General features: G+C 72.9%; 18 protein-coding genes. 11 read left to right on the top strand and 7 right to left on the bottom strand.

The genetic code is table 11. The annotated features are described in order from the left end of the window. The first annotated feature begins 144 nt into the window (after window positions 1-144). Window positions 145-960, top strand: a complete 816-nt coding sequence (locus tag CRYAR_RS13575; RefSeq protein WP_035862204.1) for an SDR family NAD(P)-dependent oxidoreductase — start codon at window positions 145-147, stop codon at window positions 958-960. On the opposite strand, the gene CRYAR_RS13580 is transcribed toward CRYAR_RS13575, so the two are convergent. The 3 genes from CRYAR_RS13580 to CRYAR_RS13590 form a co-directional block, all read right to left on the bottom strand. Continuing rightward, entirely contained in the window at window positions 942-2,654 is a 1,713-nt protein-coding gene (locus tag CRYAR_RS13580) for a thiamine pyrophosphate-binding protein (RefSeq protein WP_051570136.1), read from the bottom strand. The two genes, CRYAR_RS13575 and CRYAR_RS13580, sit on opposite strands and share 19 nt — an antisense overlap. Further along, complete coding sequence (locus tag CRYAR_RS13585; RefSeq protein ID WP_084700451.1) at window positions 2,651-3,061, bottom strand: carboxymuconolactone decarboxylase family protein; 411 nt, start codon at window positions 3,059-3,061, stop codon at window positions 2,651-2,653. The genes CRYAR_RS13580 and CRYAR_RS13585 overlap by 4 nt, the downstream gene beginning before the upstream one ends. A gap of 81 nt (window positions 3,062-3,142) precedes the next feature. Beyond that, on the bottom strand, window positions 3,143-3,814 hold the full coding sequence (locus CRYAR_RS13590) for a GntR family transcriptional regulator (protein ID WP_035851046.1): 672 nt from the start codon (window positions 3,812-3,814) through the stop codon (window positions 3,143-3,145). 101 nt (window positions 3,815-3,915) lie between these two features. On the opposite strand from CRYAR_RS13590, the gene CRYAR_RS13595 reads away from it, so the two are divergent. Genes CRYAR_RS13595 through CRYAR_RS13605 form a run of 3 tightly spaced genes read left to right on the top strand, consistent with a single transcriptional unit; the run spans window position 3,916 to window position 7,002 of the window. Next, complete coding sequence (locus tag CRYAR_RS13595) at window positions 3,916-4,695, top strand: HpcH/HpaI aldolase family protein (protein ID WP_035851047.1); 780 nt, start codon at window positions 3,916-3,918, stop codon at window positions 4,693-4,695. Beyond that, window positions 4,685-5,572 carry a cupin domain-containing protein gene (locus tag CRYAR_RS13600; RefSeq protein ID WP_035851049.1) on the top strand — a complete coding sequence of 296 codons (888 nt, stop codon included), beginning with the start codon at window positions 4,685-4,687 and terminating at the stop codon, window positions 5,570-5,572. Before CRYAR_RS13595 ends, CRYAR_RS13600 begins: the two co-directional genes overlap by 11 nt. Beyond that, window positions 5,569-7,002, top strand: coding sequence for a flavin-containing monooxygenase (locus CRYAR_RS13605; RefSeq protein WP_035851051.1), 1,434 nt, complete (start codon window positions 5,569-5,571; stop codon window positions 7,000-7,002). Before CRYAR_RS13600 ends, CRYAR_RS13605 begins: the two co-directional genes overlap by 4 nt. On the opposite strand, the gene CRYAR_RS13610 is transcribed toward CRYAR_RS13605, so the two are convergent. From CRYAR_RS13610 to CRYAR_RS13620, 3 genes are read right to left on the bottom strand one after another with little or no spacing between them, the layout of a single operon-like run. After that, entirely contained in the window at window positions 6,965-7,819 is an 855-nt protein-coding gene (locus CRYAR_RS13610; RefSeq protein WP_035851054.1) for an N-acyl homoserine lactonase family protein, read from the bottom strand. The two genes, CRYAR_RS13605 and CRYAR_RS13610, sit on opposite strands and share 38 nt — an antisense overlap. Then, on the bottom strand, window positions 7,816-8,379 hold the full coding sequence (locus CRYAR_RS13615) for a carboxymuconolactone decarboxylase family protein (RefSeq protein ID WP_035851056.1): 564 nt from the start codon (window positions 8,377-8,379) through the stop codon (window positions 7,816-7,818). Before CRYAR_RS13615 ends, CRYAR_RS13610 begins: the two co-directional genes overlap by 4 nt. Then, the gene (locus tag CRYAR_RS13620; protein WP_035851059.1) at window positions 8,376-9,266 is read right to left on the bottom strand and encodes a DUF6282 family protein; all 891 of its coding nucleotides are present in this window, start codon (window positions 9,264-9,266) and stop codon (window positions 8,376-8,378) included. The genes CRYAR_RS13615 and CRYAR_RS13620 overlap by 4 nt, the downstream gene beginning before the upstream one ends. Window positions 9,267-9,390: 124 nt before the next feature. Here CRYAR_RS13620 and CRYAR_RS13625 point away from each other — a divergent pair, with 124 nt between their 5' ends. The 6 genes from CRYAR_RS13625 to CRYAR_RS13650 are packed head-to-tail and all read left to right on the top strand — an operon-like array spanning window position 9,391 to window position 14,271. Beyond that, window positions 9,391-10,614 carry an NRAMP family divalent metal transporter gene (locus tag CRYAR_RS13625; protein WP_084700453.1) on the top strand — a complete coding sequence of 408 codons (1,224 nt, stop codon included), beginning with the start codon at window positions 9,391-9,393 and terminating at the stop codon, window positions 10,612-10,614. A 4-nt stretch (window positions 10,615-10,618) separates the two neighbouring features. Continuing rightward, entirely contained in the window at window positions 10,619-11,374 is a 756-nt protein-coding gene (locus CRYAR_RS13630; RefSeq protein WP_035851062.1) for a LamB/YcsF family protein, read from the top strand. Further along, window positions 11,371-12,138 (top strand): putative hydro-lyase, encoded by a 768-nt coding sequence (locus CRYAR_RS13635; RefSeq protein WP_035851065.1) that lies wholly within the window; start codon window positions 11,371-11,373, stop codon window positions 12,136-12,138. Before CRYAR_RS13630 ends, CRYAR_RS13635 begins: the two co-directional genes overlap by 4 nt. Further along, on the top strand, window positions 12,138-12,758 hold the full coding sequence (locus CRYAR_RS13640; RefSeq protein ID WP_035851067.1) for a 5-oxoprolinase subunit B family protein: 621 nt from the start codon (window positions 12,138-12,140) through the stop codon (window positions 12,756-12,758). The genes CRYAR_RS13635 and CRYAR_RS13640 overlap by 1 nt, the downstream gene beginning before the upstream one ends. Then, window positions 12,749-13,615: a 5-oxoprolinase subunit C family protein gene (locus CRYAR_RS13645; RefSeq protein ID WP_035851069.1), complete on the top strand. Its 867-nt coding sequence runs from the start codon at window positions 12,749-12,751 to the stop codon at window positions 13,613-13,615. Before CRYAR_RS13640 ends, CRYAR_RS13645 begins: the two co-directional genes overlap by 10 nt. A gap of 17 nt (window positions 13,616-13,632) precedes the next feature. After that, window positions 13,633-14,271: a GntR family transcriptional regulator gene (locus CRYAR_RS13650; RefSeq protein WP_035851071.1), complete on the top strand. Its 639-nt coding sequence runs from the start codon at window positions 13,633-13,635 to the stop codon at window positions 14,269-14,271. Here the strand turns inward: CRYAR_RS13650 and CRYAR_RS13655 are convergent. After that, a complete protein-coding gene (locus tag CRYAR_RS13655) occupies window positions 14,268-15,206 on the bottom strand; it encodes a methionyl-tRNA formyltransferase (RefSeq protein ID WP_035851072.1) in 939 nt (312 codons plus the stop codon). The genes CRYAR_RS13650 and CRYAR_RS13655 overlap by 4 nt on opposite strands. Window positions 15,207-15,284: 78 nt before the next feature. Here CRYAR_RS13655 and CRYAR_RS13660 point away from each other — a divergent pair, with 78 nt between their 5' ends. After that, on the top strand, window positions 15,285-15,506 hold the full coding sequence (locus tag CRYAR_RS13660) for an MbtH family protein (RefSeq protein WP_035851073.1): 222 nt from the start codon (window positions 15,285-15,287) through the stop codon (window positions 15,504-15,506). Window positions 15,507-15,512 lie beyond the last annotated feature (6 nt).

The raw sequence follows: 15,512 nt of genomic DNA on the forward strand, positions 1-15,512 counted from the left end.
CGGTCTGTCCCGCATTGCGGGGTGACCATCCGGCTATCCGGTACGGGGAATGTAGGCGATCGGGCGGCGGGCGTGTCAAGAGCTGACGCCGATCTGGTCGAATTATTGTATGGTTGTCGGACAATCTTGAGCGAGGAGGAGCCGATGCGTGGACTGGCCGGCAAGGTCGCGGTGGTGACGGGGGCGGCCGGGGGCATCGGTGCGGCCACGGCCGGGCGGCTCGCCGCGGAAGGGGCGCACGTGGTCGCCGTGGACACGGCGGACACGGTCGACACCGCCGGGCCGCCGTCCGCCGACGGGGTCTGGGTCCGGGCCGACGTGTCCACCGAGGAGGGCGTGGCCGCGTACGTCGACGCCGCGGTCGAGCGATTCGGCCGCATCGACCTGCATCACCTCAACGCCGGGATCGCCGGCTCGCTGACCCCGCTGCCCGACGTGCCGGCGGCCGAGTTCGACCGGGTGATGGCGGTGAACGTCCGCGGGGTCTTCCTCGGGGTGCGGGCCGCGTTCCGGCAGTTCGCCGCGCAGGGCAGTGCCGGGAACATCGTGATCACCGGGTCGATCGGCAGCCTGCGGGGCAGCGCCGACCTGCTGGCCTACCAGACGTCGAAGCACGCCGTGGTGGGCCTCCTGCACGGCGCGGCGGTCTACGGCGGCCCGCTCGGGGTGCGGGTGAACGCGGTCGCACCCGGCATCGTGCCCACCGACCTGTTCGGGGCCCGGGGCCGGGACGACATGACCCGGCGGGCGTCCAGCACGCCGCTGCGCCGGGCCGGCACTGGCGACGAGATCGCGGGGGTGGTCGCGTTCCTGCTGAGCGACGACGCCGCCTACGTGACCGGCGAACTGGTCTCGGCCGACGGCGGCGCGAACGTCGTGAGCACGGTCCGGCCCTCCGGCGGGGCGGGGGCCTGGGACTTCGCGGCCCACGACCGCGCGCTCTACGGCGCGAGGGGCTGAGGCGCGAGGGGCTGAGGCGCGAAGGGGGGAGGCGCCACCACCTCGAGGTCGGTGCGGACGTCGACGATCACCGGGCGGCCGGCGTGCAGCGCCTGGTCGAGAGCCTTCGGCAGGTCGCCCGGCCGGTCCACCCGGAGGCCCAGGGCGCCCAGTTCGGTGCCGACCCGGGCGAAGTCGACGTCCCGGTAGGTCCACAGCTCGCGTGACCGCGCGGTGGGCCGGCCGTCGTAGGCCCGGTCGAAGCCACGTTTGCTCTGGTTGCCGCCGGAGTTGTTGTTGACCACGGTGACCAGGTTGATGCCGCGGCGCGCGGCGGTCTCGATCTCGCCCAGGTGGTAGTGGAGCCCGGCGTCGCCGGTGAACGCGACGACCGGCCGGTCACCGGCGGCGCACTTCGCCCCGAGCCCGGCCGAGAACGCCCAGCCGAGGTGGCCCGCGCTGCGCAGGTAGCCCTGGTCGGGCGAGGTGACGTCGTGGAACTGGGCCATCCACATCCCGGCGTGGCCGGTGTCGACGACCAGGACGGCGTCGCGGGGGAGCCCCGCGGTGAGCTCCGCCGCGATGCGTTCGGGGCGGACCGGTACCGCGTCGCTGGTCAGCACCTCGCGGTACCGCGCCCGCCAGTCGGCCCTTCGCCGGTCCACCTCCGCCAGCCAGGCGCCGCGCTCTGCCCCGGCGGTGTCCGCTCCGGCGAGGGCGAGCATCCGCGCCAGCGCGAGTTTGGCGTCGGCGGCCACGGCGGCGCGCAGCGGGTAGTTGCGCCCGAGGTGGGAGGGCTCGACGTCGATCTGGATCGCCGGGACGCCGATCGGCGGGACCGTCCAGACGTGCGTGGTCATGCCGCCGGTCCGGGTGCCGACGAAACACACCAGGTCCGCGCGTGCGACGACCTGGTTCGCGCACTCCCGCGAGTACGTGCCGACCACGCCCACCGACAGCGGGTGCGTGCCCGGGATCGTGTCCTTCCCGTTCGCGGACGTCGCCACCGGGACGCCGAGCCGCTCGGCGAGCGCGACGAGCTCGGCCCCGGCCCGGGACGCGCGCACCCCACCACCGGCGACGACGACCGGCCGCCGCGCCGCGGCCAGCAACCGCAGCACCGCGAGCAGGTCCTCGTCGGCGGGCACGAGACGCCGGGCCGGCACGCGGGCGCACTCCGGCTCGACGAGCGGCTCGACGTCGGTCGGCTCGGCGTCGAGCTGGCCCTCGTTGCCCTGGATCTGCAGGTGCACCGGGCCCGGCGCCCCCGTGGTGGCCACCCGGAACGCGTGTCGCAGCAGGTCGGGGAAGCGGCTCACGTCGTCGATCGTCGCGTTGAACTTGGTGACCGGCTCGAACGCCGGTACGTCGTCGACCTCCTGGTAGACGTGCCGGAACCGGGTGGCCGGTGACCGGCCGCCGGTCAGCGCGATCACCGGTGAACCGGCCAGGAACGGTTCACGCAGCCCGGCCGCGAGGTTGAGCGCCCCCACCACCTGCGCCATCGCGATCCCGGGGCGGCCCGAAACGCGGGCGTAGCCGTCGGCCATGTACGCGGCCGACTTCTCGCCGTGGGTGACGACCCGCTGGACGTGGGGGTGGTGCGCCTCCAGCGCGGCCAGCGTGCGGCGCAGGATCGCGGGGACGCCGAAGACGTGCGTCACGCCGTAGCCGGCCAGCATGTCCGCGACCACCCGGGCGCCGGTACCGGTCATCGGGCCGCGCCGTCCACGGCGGCCTCGGCGTGGACCTCCTCGATCGTGCGCTCGGCGACGCGGAAGGACTCCAGGGCGGCCGGGGCGCCGCAGTACGGCGCGGTCTGTAACAGCACCTCCTGGATCTCGGCCACCGTGCAGCCGTTGCGCAGCGCGCCCCGGACGTGCACCGCGAACTCGTGCGGGCGGTTCAGCGCGGTCAGCATCGCCAGGTTGAGCAGGCTGCGCGTGCGCCGGTCGAGCCCGGGACGCGACCACACGTCGCCCCAGCAGCTCGCGGTCACGTACTCCTGCACGACGGCCGAGAACTCCGTGGCCCTGGCCATCGACCGGTCCACGTGCGCATCGCCGAGAACCTCGCGCCGGACCGTCTCGCCGCGCGCCAGCCGGCTCTCGTCATTCCTCATGGACCGCTCCCGTCTCAGGTCAATGTCGTACGATCATCATACAATCGCACGGCCGAAGGAAGGGCGCGATCGGGCCAGGCCCTACTCTTGCTCGGCGAGTGCGGTCAGCCCGGCGCGGCCGGCCGCCTCGACGTGCGCGGCGCAGGCCGCCGCGGTCGCGTCGGCGTCGCCGGCCAGTGCGGCGTCGACGATCGCGTGCAGTTCCCGGACGCTGTGTTCGAGCCGCCCCGGCACCGACATCGAGAGCGAGCGCAGAACGCTCACCCGGGCGTGCAGGCCGTTGACGACCGCGCGCAGCGCGTCGTTGCCGCCACCCTCGAACAACACGTCGTAGAAGGCGTCCTTCGCGGCCAGCAGCGGTGCGCCCTTGGCGGCCAGCCGGTCGATCTTTTCGACCGCGCGCACCAGCGCTCTGCGGTGCGCGGGGCCGGCGTTCTCGACGAAGAGCCGCCCGGCCAGTGCCTCCAGCGCCGAGCGCACCTGGTAGAGCTGGCGCGCCTCCTCGGCGCTCACGCTGGTGACGACCATGCCCCGGTTGGGGATCGCGGTGACCAGGCCTTCGGCGGCCAGCTCGCGCAGCGCCTCCCGGACGCTGGTGCGCGAGACCCCGGTGAGCTCGACCAGCTCGCGCTCGATCAGGCGCTGCCCCGGGGCGAGCCGCCGATCGAGGATCGCCTGCCGGAGGTTCTCGAGGACCTGCGAGCGGATCAGGGCCGGGTTCCGCTCGATGTGGAACGCGTCGGCTCGGGTCACCGCAGTCTCCCTCCGGATGGGGTCGCAGACATCGTACCGTTGTTTCAGATCGTATGACGATGCTACATTTTTGCGACCTCAAAACCCTGGTGGGGAGCGTTATGCTACGAACGGGTTTCGCTCAGCGGCTGGCGCGGGCCGATCGGTGTCTGTACGGCACGTGGCTCAAGACCCCGGCGCTCGAGCCGGTCGAGATCCTCGCCGACGCGGGGTTCGACTTCCTCGTGATCGACCAGGAACACGCACCGCTGACGCTCGAGTTCGCGTACGCGGCGACCGTCGCGGCGCAGGGCGCGGGGATGTCGGTGCTGGTCCGCGTGCCCGACCGGAGCGGCAGCCACCTGCAGCGGCTGCTCGACACCGGCGTCGACGGGATCCTGGTGCCACGGGTGACGTCGGTGGCCGAAGCCGACGCGGCCGTGCGTCAGATGACGTTCTCGCCGGCCGGTGAGCGCGGCATCGGCATCACGTCGCGGGCCGGGCGCTGGGGCGGCCTTCCGCGTGCGGAGTACCTGCGCTTCGGCGACGAGGAGGTGCTGCGCGCCGTCCAGCTGGAGGAGCGCGCGGCGATCGAGGCCGTCGACGAGATCCTCGACGTCGCCGGGCTCAACGGGGTCTTCCTCGGCATGGGGGATCTCCAGCTGTCGTCGGGGCTACCCGAGTCCGATCCCGTACTCCAGGAACTCGTCGACCGGTTACTCGCCGCCGCGCACCGGCGCGGGGTGCCCGCCGGCACCGCGGTGGCGACCGCGGCGCAGGCGTCCGCGGCCGCCGACCGCGGCTACCGGTTCGTGATGGTCAGCAACGACACGAGCCTGCTGCGCACCGCGGCGACGTCGGTCGTCCGGCAACTCGAAGAAGGAGCGTCTCATGGCGTATGACCCCACCGACCTGCGTTCCACGCTGCCGACCAGTTCGGGAGCGGCGCCGGACCGCGTCTCCGGCTCCGAGCACGTCGAGTTCCGCGACCTGCCTCCCACCGACGATTCGACCTGGTACGCCCGCGGCCAGAACTTCGTGGTGGGCTACTCCGAGGTGGACGGCGCGCTCACGTTCTCGCGTGACGGGCAGCCCGACGAGTACGTCGTGCTGCTGACCGACGACACGCTCGCCGCGACCGTCCGGGCCGGCGCCGAGGAGGTCACGGCGAACGGCCGCACGATGCTGGTCGTGCCGCCGGGCGACAGCACGGTGACGGTCACCGGCCGGGGGCGGGTGATCCGCCTGCTGACGACGAAGTCGGACGACGTCGCCGCGCTCGCCGCCAACGCGGAGTCCTACACGCGACCGCACGAGAACATCCCGCCGTTCGAGCCCTGGCCCGAGCCGCCGGGCGGCTACCGCGTCCGCAGCTACGACCTGACCGTGCCGCCGCTGGCGAACCCGGCGTTCCGGCTCTACCGCTGCACGACGTTCATGGTGAACTTCATCGATCCCAAGCAGGGCCCGCGCGACCCCGCGAAGCTCTCCCCCCACCACCACGACGACTTCGAGCAGTGCTCACTGGTGCTGGCGGGGGAGTACGTGCACCACATCCGCTGGCCGTGGACGACGAACAAGGCGAACTGGCGCGAGGACGAGCACCGCACGGTGTCCGCCCCGGCGGTGACCGTGATCCCGCCGCCGTCGGTGCACACCAGCGAGGCCGTCGGGCCCGGGACCAACCATCTGGTCGACATCTTCTCGCCCCCGCGTTTCGACTTCTCGGCGAAGGAGGGGTGGGTGTTCAACGCGGACGATTACCCGGCGCCCCGATGAGGGTCGCGATCATCGGCGCCGGTCTCGGCGGGATCGCGGCCGCGATCAAACTCCGCCGCCGGACGTCGGCGACGGTCACGATCTTCGAGCAGTCCGCCGGGGTCGGCGGGACCTGGTTCGACAACCGCTACCCCGGGTGCGAGGTCGACGTGCACTCGCACGCCTACTCGTTCTCGTTCCTCCGCTACGACTGGCCGCGTACCCACGCGACCCAGGCCGAGCTGCTCGAGTACGCCGAGCACGTGGTGGACCGCTTCGGGCTGCGCCCCCTGCTGCGCCTGAACACCCGGGTGACCGACCTGGTGTGGGAGGAGTCGACGAACACGTACGTGCTCTCGACCGAACACGGCGACACCGAGGAGTTCGACGTCGTTGTCTCGGCGCTCGGCCTGCTCAGCGTGCCCCGCTACCCCGACTGGCCCGGGCTCGACACGTTCGCCGGCCCGTGTTTCCACACCTCGCGCTGGGAGGAGCACGACCTGACCGGCAAGTCGGTCGCGATCGTCGGCACCGGCTCGACCGCGGTGCAGATCGTCCCGGCGATCGCTCCGGCGGCCGCGAAGGTGCACGTCTTCCAGCGTCAGCCCGGCTGGATCGAGCCGAAGAACGAACGTGAGTTCAGCCCGCGGGAGCGGTGGGTGTACCGCCACGTCCCGCTGGCCCAGAAGCTCAACCGGGCCTGGATCTTCCACAAGGGAAACCGGCGGTTCAAGGGTTACGACACCGGGTCGCGGCGTCAGCGGCGCATGCGTGAGGTGTGCCGGCGGTTCATCGCGGCCACGATCGACGCGCCCGAGACCCGGGAAGCGGTGACCCCGGACTACCCGTGGGGCTGCAAGCGGCCGGTGCTCTCGTCCACCTTCTACTCCTCGCTCAACCGGGACGACGTCGCGCTGGTGCCGCACGCGGTGAGCCGGGTGACCCCCACCGGCGTCGTCGACGCGACCGGCGTCACCCACCCCGCCGACGTGCTGATCCTGAGCACCGGTTTCCAGCCGACGCGGTTCCTGGCCAGCCTGGACGTGAAGGGCCGGGACGGGCGCAGCATCCACGACGTCTGGCGCGAGCGGGCCGCGGCGTTCCTGGGCATCACCGTGCCCGGGTTCCCCAACTTCTTCATCCTCTACGGGCCGAACACCAACGGTGGCGTCTCGGTCATCGCGCAGCTCGAACGGCAGGCCGAGGTCGTCGTGCGTGCCGTGCGACGGCTCGAGCGCACCCGCCGGGCCAGCCTCGACACGTCGCCGGAGGCGGCGCGGCGCTTCACCGCGTGGATCGACCGGCGGATGGCGTCGACCGCGTCGGCGATGGACGCCGGATGCCACAACTACTACCACGACGCGGCCGGCCACAACGTGACCCAGTGGCCGGGCGGGCACCTGGCCTACGCGCTCACGACCCGGTTCCTGGACCGCTGGGGACTACGCTGACGTGCCCTCCGGCCAGCGACACCTCCGCCACGTGCAGACCGTCGTCCCACGTGGCGGAGGGGAAGCGGTCCCAGACGCCGGCTTCGTGGAACGGCAGCACCCGGCGGGTGTCGCCGCCGACGCCGCGCAGCATGGCGTCGGCGAAGTCGAGCCAGCCGGCGGCGCTGCCGGTCGTCATCGCGATCGGGGCGAGGACGCCGTCGCCGGAGAGCCCCTCGAGGTTCTCGTAGCTGTAGACGTTGTCCCCGGCGAACACCCAGGTGTCGTCGACCACGACCACCTGGGAGCCGGCGGTGTGGGTGTCGTGGGCCGGCCGCAGCTCGATCCCGGGCGCGGGGCTCGCGACGCCGTCGACGAGGGTGGCCGGCCGGGTGGCCAGCTGCTGGGGCAGGTCGGCCTGGCACGAGCGGGTCAGGAACTCGAACCGGGCCGGCCGGCGCACCGCGGCCAGGTAGTTGTCGATCTCGCGCCGCTGGATCCAGACGTGCGCGCCCGGGAACGCGTCGACGCACCCGGCGTGGTCGAAGTGGTTGTGGGTCAGCAGGATCGTGTCGACCTCGTCCGCCGACACCCCGACCCGGGCCAGGACGTCGACCGGGTGGGCCCAGCGGGTGTCGCCGTACTTGGCGGTGAGCCGTTCGGAGATCGCGGGGTCGGCGAACCCGGTGTCGACGAGCACGCACCGGTCCTGCGACCGGACCAGCCCGAAGCAGTACGGCATCCGGCGGTGTCCCGCGTTCGGTTGCGCGGCGAAGAGGTTGCTGGCGGGGAACCGGTCGACGTAGCCGTACTCGAGGATCCAGATCGAATGGCTCATGCCGGCGGCCGGACGTCGAAGACCGCGAGCTGCAGGGCGACCAGGTTGTAGTAGCCGACGATCGTGGTCAGCTCGAGCAGGCCGGGCGCGCCGAGCACCCCGGTCGCGTCGCGGAACTCGTCGTCGGTCAGGGTGCCGGTGGCGAGCATCGACGTGGTGGCGCGGAAGACGCCGGATTCGACGTCGGTGGCGCCGGCCGGCTCGCGGCCCTCGGACAGCGCGGTCAGGTCGTCCGGGCTCAACCCGGACGCGGCACCGGCCAGCCGATGGGCGTACAGCTCGAACTCGCTCCGGTGGTGGTGGCCGACGAGCAGGATCGCGATCTCCCGGGCCCGCGCGGGCAGCGCCGAGCCCCAGCGGACCGTGCTGCCGAGCTGCTGCAGCGCGGTGCCGAACGTCGGGTGGGTGATCCAGATCGCCGCCGGGCCCTGCAGCCGCCCGTCCGGGCCGACCAGCGTGAACGGGCTGCCCGGGGCGACCCGGCGCCCGGTGGTGTAGAGGTCGTAGAGGGGCCGCTGGTCGGCGGACAGGTCCGCGGGGTCGACCTCGTCGATTCTCATGCCGTCACTCCCAGGAACGCGCGGGGATTGGTGGAGACCATCGTGTGGAGCTGCTCGGCGGTCCAGCCGAGGTAGGCGAGTTGCTCGACGAACATGCGCAGGCACTCGGGTTCGGGCGGCACCCAGCGCGAGAACACGTCGGTGGTGAGGACGGCGTGGTCGGGGCCGACGGTCTCGAGTGCCGCGTGGACGTCGCGAAGGGTGAGGTGCGCGTCCGGGTGTACCAGCGGGGCGTTGCAGAACTCGACGAACGCGCCCAGCGCGACGTACTCACGCAGATCCCTCGTGTAGTGCAGCGGATGGGTGATCAGGAGGCGCTGACCGATCGCCGCGCAGTACTCCGCGACCGCGAGGCTCTCGCGCGGGGACGCGTGCCCGGTGGCGAGCGCGAGGTCCAGCGCGCGGCAGGTGTCGACCACCGCCCTGGTCCGGCCGGTCAGAGCGCCGTCCGGACCGCAGAGGGCGATCGCGGTGCGTGCGGCGTAGTCGCCGAACGACGGCGCGATGCGCCCGAGCCGCGTGGCGATGTACCCGCCGCGCTCGACGTCGGCGGCGGCGCCCCAGGTGGGCAGGAAGACCACCCGGGCGCCGTGCGCGGCGGCGAGTTCGACGACGCCGGGCTCCACGCCGCCGACCGGGGGATTGAGCGTGATGCTGCCGTGGACCTCGAACCCGGGGACGCTCAGCGCCCGGGCCCGGTCCGTCGTGGGCCAGAGATGCGACTTGAGCACCCACCCCGCCATGCCGTACTCCGACGCCAGCCGCGCGACCTGCCGGTCGTCCCCGCGGTCGAGCATCCCGGCGGAGAGATCGGGGTAACCGTGGACGTGGAGGTCGATCGCGCCGCGGAGCAGTCGGTCGAAGTCCCGCGGCAGCGCATCAATCATTGTATGACGATACTACAGGCAATACGTTGCGCGAATTGTTGAACAATGCTTGCCAGATTGTTCAACAATCTCGTACGGTGATCGGCACCCGCGCACCATCGGCCCTCGACTCGAGGAGCGCACCGTGGCCAGCGAAACTCTTCCCGACCGCAAGACCCGGCGTTCCGCGCTGCTCGGCGCGATCTTCCTGATGGCGACGAGCGCCATCGGCCCGGGTTTCATCACCCAGACCACGACGTTCACCGTGACGCTCGGCGCCGCGTTCGCGTTCGGCATCCTGGTCTCGATCCTGATCGACTTCGTCGTCCAGATGAACGTCTGGCGGATCATCACGCTCAGCGGTCAGCGCGCGCACCAGATCGCCAACGCCGTCGTGCCGGGCGCCGGCTACCTGCTGGCCGCGCTGATCATCGCCGGTGGGCTGGTCTTCAACATCGGCAACGTGGCCGGCTCGGGGCTCGGCCTGAACGCCGCGCTCGGGCTCGAACCGAAGATCGGCGGCCTGCTCTCGGCCGCGCTGGCGATCGTCCTGTTCGCGGTCAAGCGCGCCGGCGCGGCCATGGACCGGGTGCTGATCGTGCTCGGCCTGCTGATGATCGGGCTGACGCTCTACGTCGCGATCGCCTCCGGGCCGCCGGTCGGGGACGCGCTCCGGCAGACGTTCCGGCCGGACACGATCGACTTCGCCGCGATCACGACGATCATCGGCGGCACGGTCGGCGGGTACATCACGTACTCGGGGGCGCACCGGCTCCTGGACAGCGGCACGACCGGCCCGGAGCACGTCGGTGAGGTCACCCGCGGCGCGCTGGCCAGCATCGCGGTCACCGGGCTCATGCGGTTCCTGCTGTTCCTCGCGATCCTCGGCGTGGTCGCGTCGGGCGTCGTGCTCGACACGGCCGGGAACGCGACCGCCGACGCCTTCCGGGCGGCGGCGGGCGAGTTCGGCCGGCGCGCGTTCGGGCTCGTGCTCTGGGCGGCGGCGATCAGCTCGGTCGTCGGCGCGGCGTACACGTCGGTGTCGTTCTTCGACGCGTTCTCGGCGCGGCTGAACCCACCCCGGCCTCGGGCCTGGGCCACCGTCGCGTTCATCGCCGTGACCACCGTGATCTACCTGCTCATCGGCACCGCGCCGGCGGCACTGCTGGTCTTCGCCGGCGGTTTCAACGGCCTCATCCTGCCGATCGGCTTCACGATCCTGCTGTACGCGGCCTGGCGGCGGCGCGACGTGCTCGGCGGCCACCGCCACCCGGCGTGGCTGCTGGTGCTGGGCGCGCTCGTGGCCGTCGTGACGTGGTACATGGGCGTGGTCTCGGTCCGGACCATCTTCGACTACCTGGTGGCGTGAGCTCATGGACATCGACCTGAACAGCGACCTCGGCGAGAGCTTCGGCACCTGGCGCCTCGGTGACGACGCCGCGGTGCTGGACGTGGTGACGAGCGCGAACGTGGCGTGCGGGTTCCACGCCGGCGACCCGAGGACGCTGTTGTCCACGTGCGAGCGCGCGGTGGCCGCCGGTGTCGTGATCGGAGCCCAGGTGGGCTACCGCGACCTGCCCGGCTTCGGCCGCCGGTTCATCGACTACGAGTCGGCCGACCTCGTCGCCGACCTGCTCTACCAGCTCGGGGCACTGGAGGGGTTGGCCCGGGTCGCGGGAGGGCGGGTGCGGTACGTGAAGCCGCACGGGGCGCTCTACAACACGATCGTGCACCACGAGCAGCAGGCCGCCGCCGTGGTGGAGGCCGTCACCCGCTTCGACGCGAGCCTGCCGGTGCTGGGGCTGCCCGGGTCGGTGTTCCTGGCGGCGGCGGAGCGGGCCGGGCTGCGCACGGTCGCCGAGGCGTTCGTCGACCGGGCCTACACCCCGGCCGGAACCCTGGTGTCGCGCCGGGAGCCCGGCGCGGTGCTGCACGACCCGGACCTGGTGGCCGCGCGGATGGTCCGCCTGGTCACCCGGGGCGAGCTGGACGCGATCGACGGCAGCGTGGTGACGGTCCGTGCCGACTCGCTCTGCGTCCACGGCGACTCCCCGGGCGCGGTCGGGATGGCGCGGGCCGTCCGCGACGCACTGGAGTCGGCCGGCCTGACGGTCAGGTCGTTCACGTGAGCGCCGCGGGCGAACTGCGCTCGGAGTTCCGCGGTGGGCTCGTCCGGCCCACCGCCGGGCTGGCGCCGGGGATGGCGCAGGCCAACCTGATCGCGCTGCCCCGCGACTGGGCCTGGGACATGCTGCTCTACGCGCAGCGCAACCCACGCCCGTGCCCGGTGCTCGACGTCGGCGACCCCGGGAGCCCGTCCACGGTGCTCGCCCCCGGCGCCGACCTGCGCACCGATCTCCCGCTCTACCGCGTCTGGCGCGACGGCGAACTCGTGCGCGAGGTCGGCGACGCGACCGAGGCCTGGCGTGACGACCTGGTCGCGTTCCTGATCGGCTGCAGCTTCACCTTCGAGGCGCCGCTGCTGGCCGCGGGCATCGACGTCCGGCACGTGTCGGCCGGGTGCAACGTCCCGATGTACCGCACCGACCGGCCGTGCCGCCCGGCCGGCCGCCTCCGCGGCGAGCTGGTGGTCTCGATGCGGCCGGTCCCGGCCGACCGGATCGCCGACGCCGTCCGGATCAGCGGACGGTTCCCGGCGGTGCACGGGGCGCCGGTCCACATCGGCGACCCGGCCGCGCTCGGCATCGAGGACCTCGGCCGGCCCGACTTCGGCGATCCGGTCGAGGTGCGCCCGGGAGAGCTCCCAGTGTTCTGGGCCTGCGGGGTCACGCCCCAGGCCGCGGTGATGGCCTCGGCGGTGCCGTACGCGGTGACCCACGCGCCCGGGCACATGTTCGTCACCGACGTCCCCGACCACGAGTACCAGGTCTGATGCGGTTCCGCCGGTGCGGACGCGAAGCGGTACTGGTCGAGGTCGCCGACCTGGACGCGGCGCTCGCCCTGTACGAGAGCGTGCGTGCCGCGGGCCTCCCCGGTGTCCTGGACCTCGTGCCGGCCGCGCGCACCGTGCTGGTCCGGCTCGACCCGGGCGTCACGTCACCGGCGCTCGTGCGCGACCGGATCGCCGGGCTGACCGTGGACGAGCGCCGGCCCGTCGACCGCGGCGCGGTCGAGATCCCGGTGCGTTACGACGGCGACGACCTGGCCGGCGTCGCGGAGCACCTCGGCGTCACCCCGGACGAGGTGGTCGCCCGGCACACCGGGTCGCCGTGGACGGCGGCGTTCGCCGGGTTCGCGCCCGGGTTCGCCTACCTGGCCGGCGGCGATCCGCGGCTGGACGTGCCGCGCCTGGCCACGCCGCGGACCCGGATCCCGGCCGGGGCGGTCGCGCTGGCCGGCGGGTTCTCCGCGGTCTACCCGGCCGACACACCGGGCGGCTGGCAGCTGATCGGACGGACCTCGATCCGCCTGTGGGACGTCGAGCGCGATCCACCGGCGCTGCTCGGGCCCGGGGTACGCGTGCGCTTCCGGCCGGTAAACGCATGCGGATGACCGTGGTGCGGACCGGACCCCGGGTCGTGCTCAAGGACACGGGGCGCAGCGGGTACGCCGGGTACGGCGTCGCGCCGTCCGGGCCGGTCGACCGCGGCGCGTATGCGGCGGCGAACCGGCTGGTCGGCAACCCGGCCGGCGCGGCGGTGTTCGAGTGCCTGCTCGGTGGGCTCGTCGTCCGGTTCGACGGCCCGGCCGTGGTGGCGCTGACCGGCACCGACGCGACGCTGCTGGTGGGGGTCACCGAGGTGCCCTCCGGGCAGGCGGTGGACGTCGCGCCGGACGTGCCGGTGGAGGTGACGACCCCGCGGCACGGGCTGCGCGGCTACCTCGCGGTGGCCGGGGGGATCGCGGTGCCACCGGTGCTCGGGTCCCGGTCCACCGACGCGCTCGGCGGCGTCGGCCCGCCGGTACCCCGCCCCGGCGACATCCTCCCGATCGGCGCGGCGGCGGGCGCGGGTGCACCGGGTCGCGAAGCACCGGATCTCGCGACGCCGCTGGTCGCCACCGTCGACCTCGGGCCCCGCGACGACTGGTTCACCGGCCCGGCGATCGCCGCGTTCCTCACCGCCGAGTACACCGTCGCCCCGGCGAGCGACTCGGTCGGCGTCCGGCTCTCCGGTCCGCCGCTGGCGCGCTCGCGCGCGGGTGAACTGTCGAGCGAGGGCGTCGTCCGCGGGGCGGTGCAGGTGCCGCCGGACGGGCAGCCGATCGTCTTCGGCGCCGACCACCCGCTCACCGGCGGATACCCGGTGATCGCGGTCGTCCACCCCCGCGACACCGACCGGCTCGGCCAGGCCCGGCCGGGCCGGACCGTGCGGTTCGCGCTGGCCACCGACTTCCTCGAGCGCCCCTGAGTGGTTCACTGGGCCCCATGACGATGGTTCTCCGCGCCGGATCGGCGGCCCGAGCGGTGGCCGAGCTCCGCGAGCGGGTGACCGCGGGGCACCTCACGCCGGGCACCCAGCTCTCCGAGGCGTCGCTGACCGGCCCGCTCGGCGTGTCACGCAACACGCTGCGGGAGGCGTTCAGCACGCTGATCGAGGAAGGGCTGCTGGTCCGCATCCCGCACCGCGGGGTGTTCGTCGCGACGCTGACCGCCGCGCAGATCGCCGACATCTACCGGGTGCGCACGCTGCTGGAGTGCACCGCGCTCCGGCAGGCCCCGGTCGACCCGCCGCGCGCGGAGGGACTGCGCGCGGCGGTCGACGAGGCCGAGCGGCACGCCAGGGCGAACGCGTGGCAGGCCGTCGGCACCGCCAACATGCACTTCCACGAGCAGATCATCGCGCTGGCCGGCAGCCCGCGGCTCAACCAGTGGATGAAGCAGCTGACCGCGGAGCTGCGGCTGGCGTTCGTCACCGCCGACGCGGAGACGCTGCACCGCCCGTTCGTCGCCCGCAACGCCGAGATCACCGCCGCGTACGAAGCCGGGGAGGCCGGCCCGGCGGCCGACCTCCTGCACGACTACCTGCTGATGTCCGAGCGGGTGGTGCTCGGCGCGCTCGCCTAACTCAGGTAGCCGCCCATCCGGGTGAAGTACTCCGGCGCGGAGAGCTCCTTGCCCTCCGCGGTCCGGACCGTGCGCACCAGCAGCGCACGGTTGCGGCCGCGGCGCGCGTCGGCGCCGGCGACGATCGCCACCCCGTCGCCCTCGCGGTAGAAGATCCGCCCGGGTGTCCCGCCGTACACCGCCTCGGAGACGTCGGCGGCGAGGATCTCCAGCCGCTCGGTGCCGTGGTAGCAGAACGCGGCCGGGTACGGCGCCGACTGGGCCCGCACGAGCCGTTCGAGCTCCTCGGCCGACCAGGTCCAGTCGATCCGGATGTCCACCTCGGACCGCTTGTGGAAGAAGCTGGCCTTGGAGCGGTCCTGGAGCGGGAAGTCGGTGCGTCCGCTCGCCAGCTCGGCCAGCGCGTCGAGCAGGATCGGCTCGATCAGCTCCAGCGTCGCGTGGAACAGGTCGGTCGCGGTGTCCTTCGGCCCCACGCCGATCGCCCGCTGCGCGACGATCGGGCCGGCGTCCAGCGTCGCGTCCATCAGGTGGGCGGTGACCCCCACCTCGGGTTCGCCGTTGATCAACGCCCAGATCAGCGGCGAGAAACCGGCGTATGCCGGCAACAGCGCGTCGTGGATGTTGAGCGTCCCGAGCCGGGGGAGCTCGAAGATGCGCGGCGGGATCCAGGTGCGCCAGTTGTTCGCGACGAAGACGTCGGGCTCGAGCGCACGCAGCGCCTCGTACAGCTCGTCGTCGTCCGGGCGGTCGCGTAACAGCACCGGTACGTCGTGTGCCGCGGCCAGGTCGGCGACCGAGTCGGACCACACCCGCTCGTACACACCCCCGCCGGGGTGATGGGTGACGACCGTCACCACCTCGTGGTCGGAGTCCAGCAAGGCCTTGAGCGTCCGGTGCCCCCAGGTCTGGTAACCGAACATGACGACCCGCATACAGCCTCCTGATTGCGCCTCGTACCCAGCATCCGGCTGGGCTATCTTAAGCAAGGCTCACCTAAGAAAGGACCCCTCATGTCGACCAACCCCTTCGACGACGAGAACGGCCTGTTCAGCGTCCTGGTCAACGACGAGGACCAGCACTCGCTCTGGCCGACGTTCGCCGCGGTGCCCGACGGGTGGCGGGTCGTGTTCGGTGCCGACGGCGGCGCGAGCCGGGCCGACTGCCTGGCCTACGTCGAGGAGAACTGGACCGATCTCCGCCCGCGCAGCCTGCGGGAGAGCATGGCGTCCTGAGTTCTC

This window comes from Cryptosporangium arvum DSM 44712 (assembly GCF_000585375.1).
In the GTDB taxonomy this organism is placed as follows: Bacteria; Actinomycetota; Actinomycetes; order Mycobacteriales; family Cryptosporangiaceae; genus Cryptosporangium; species Cryptosporangium arvum.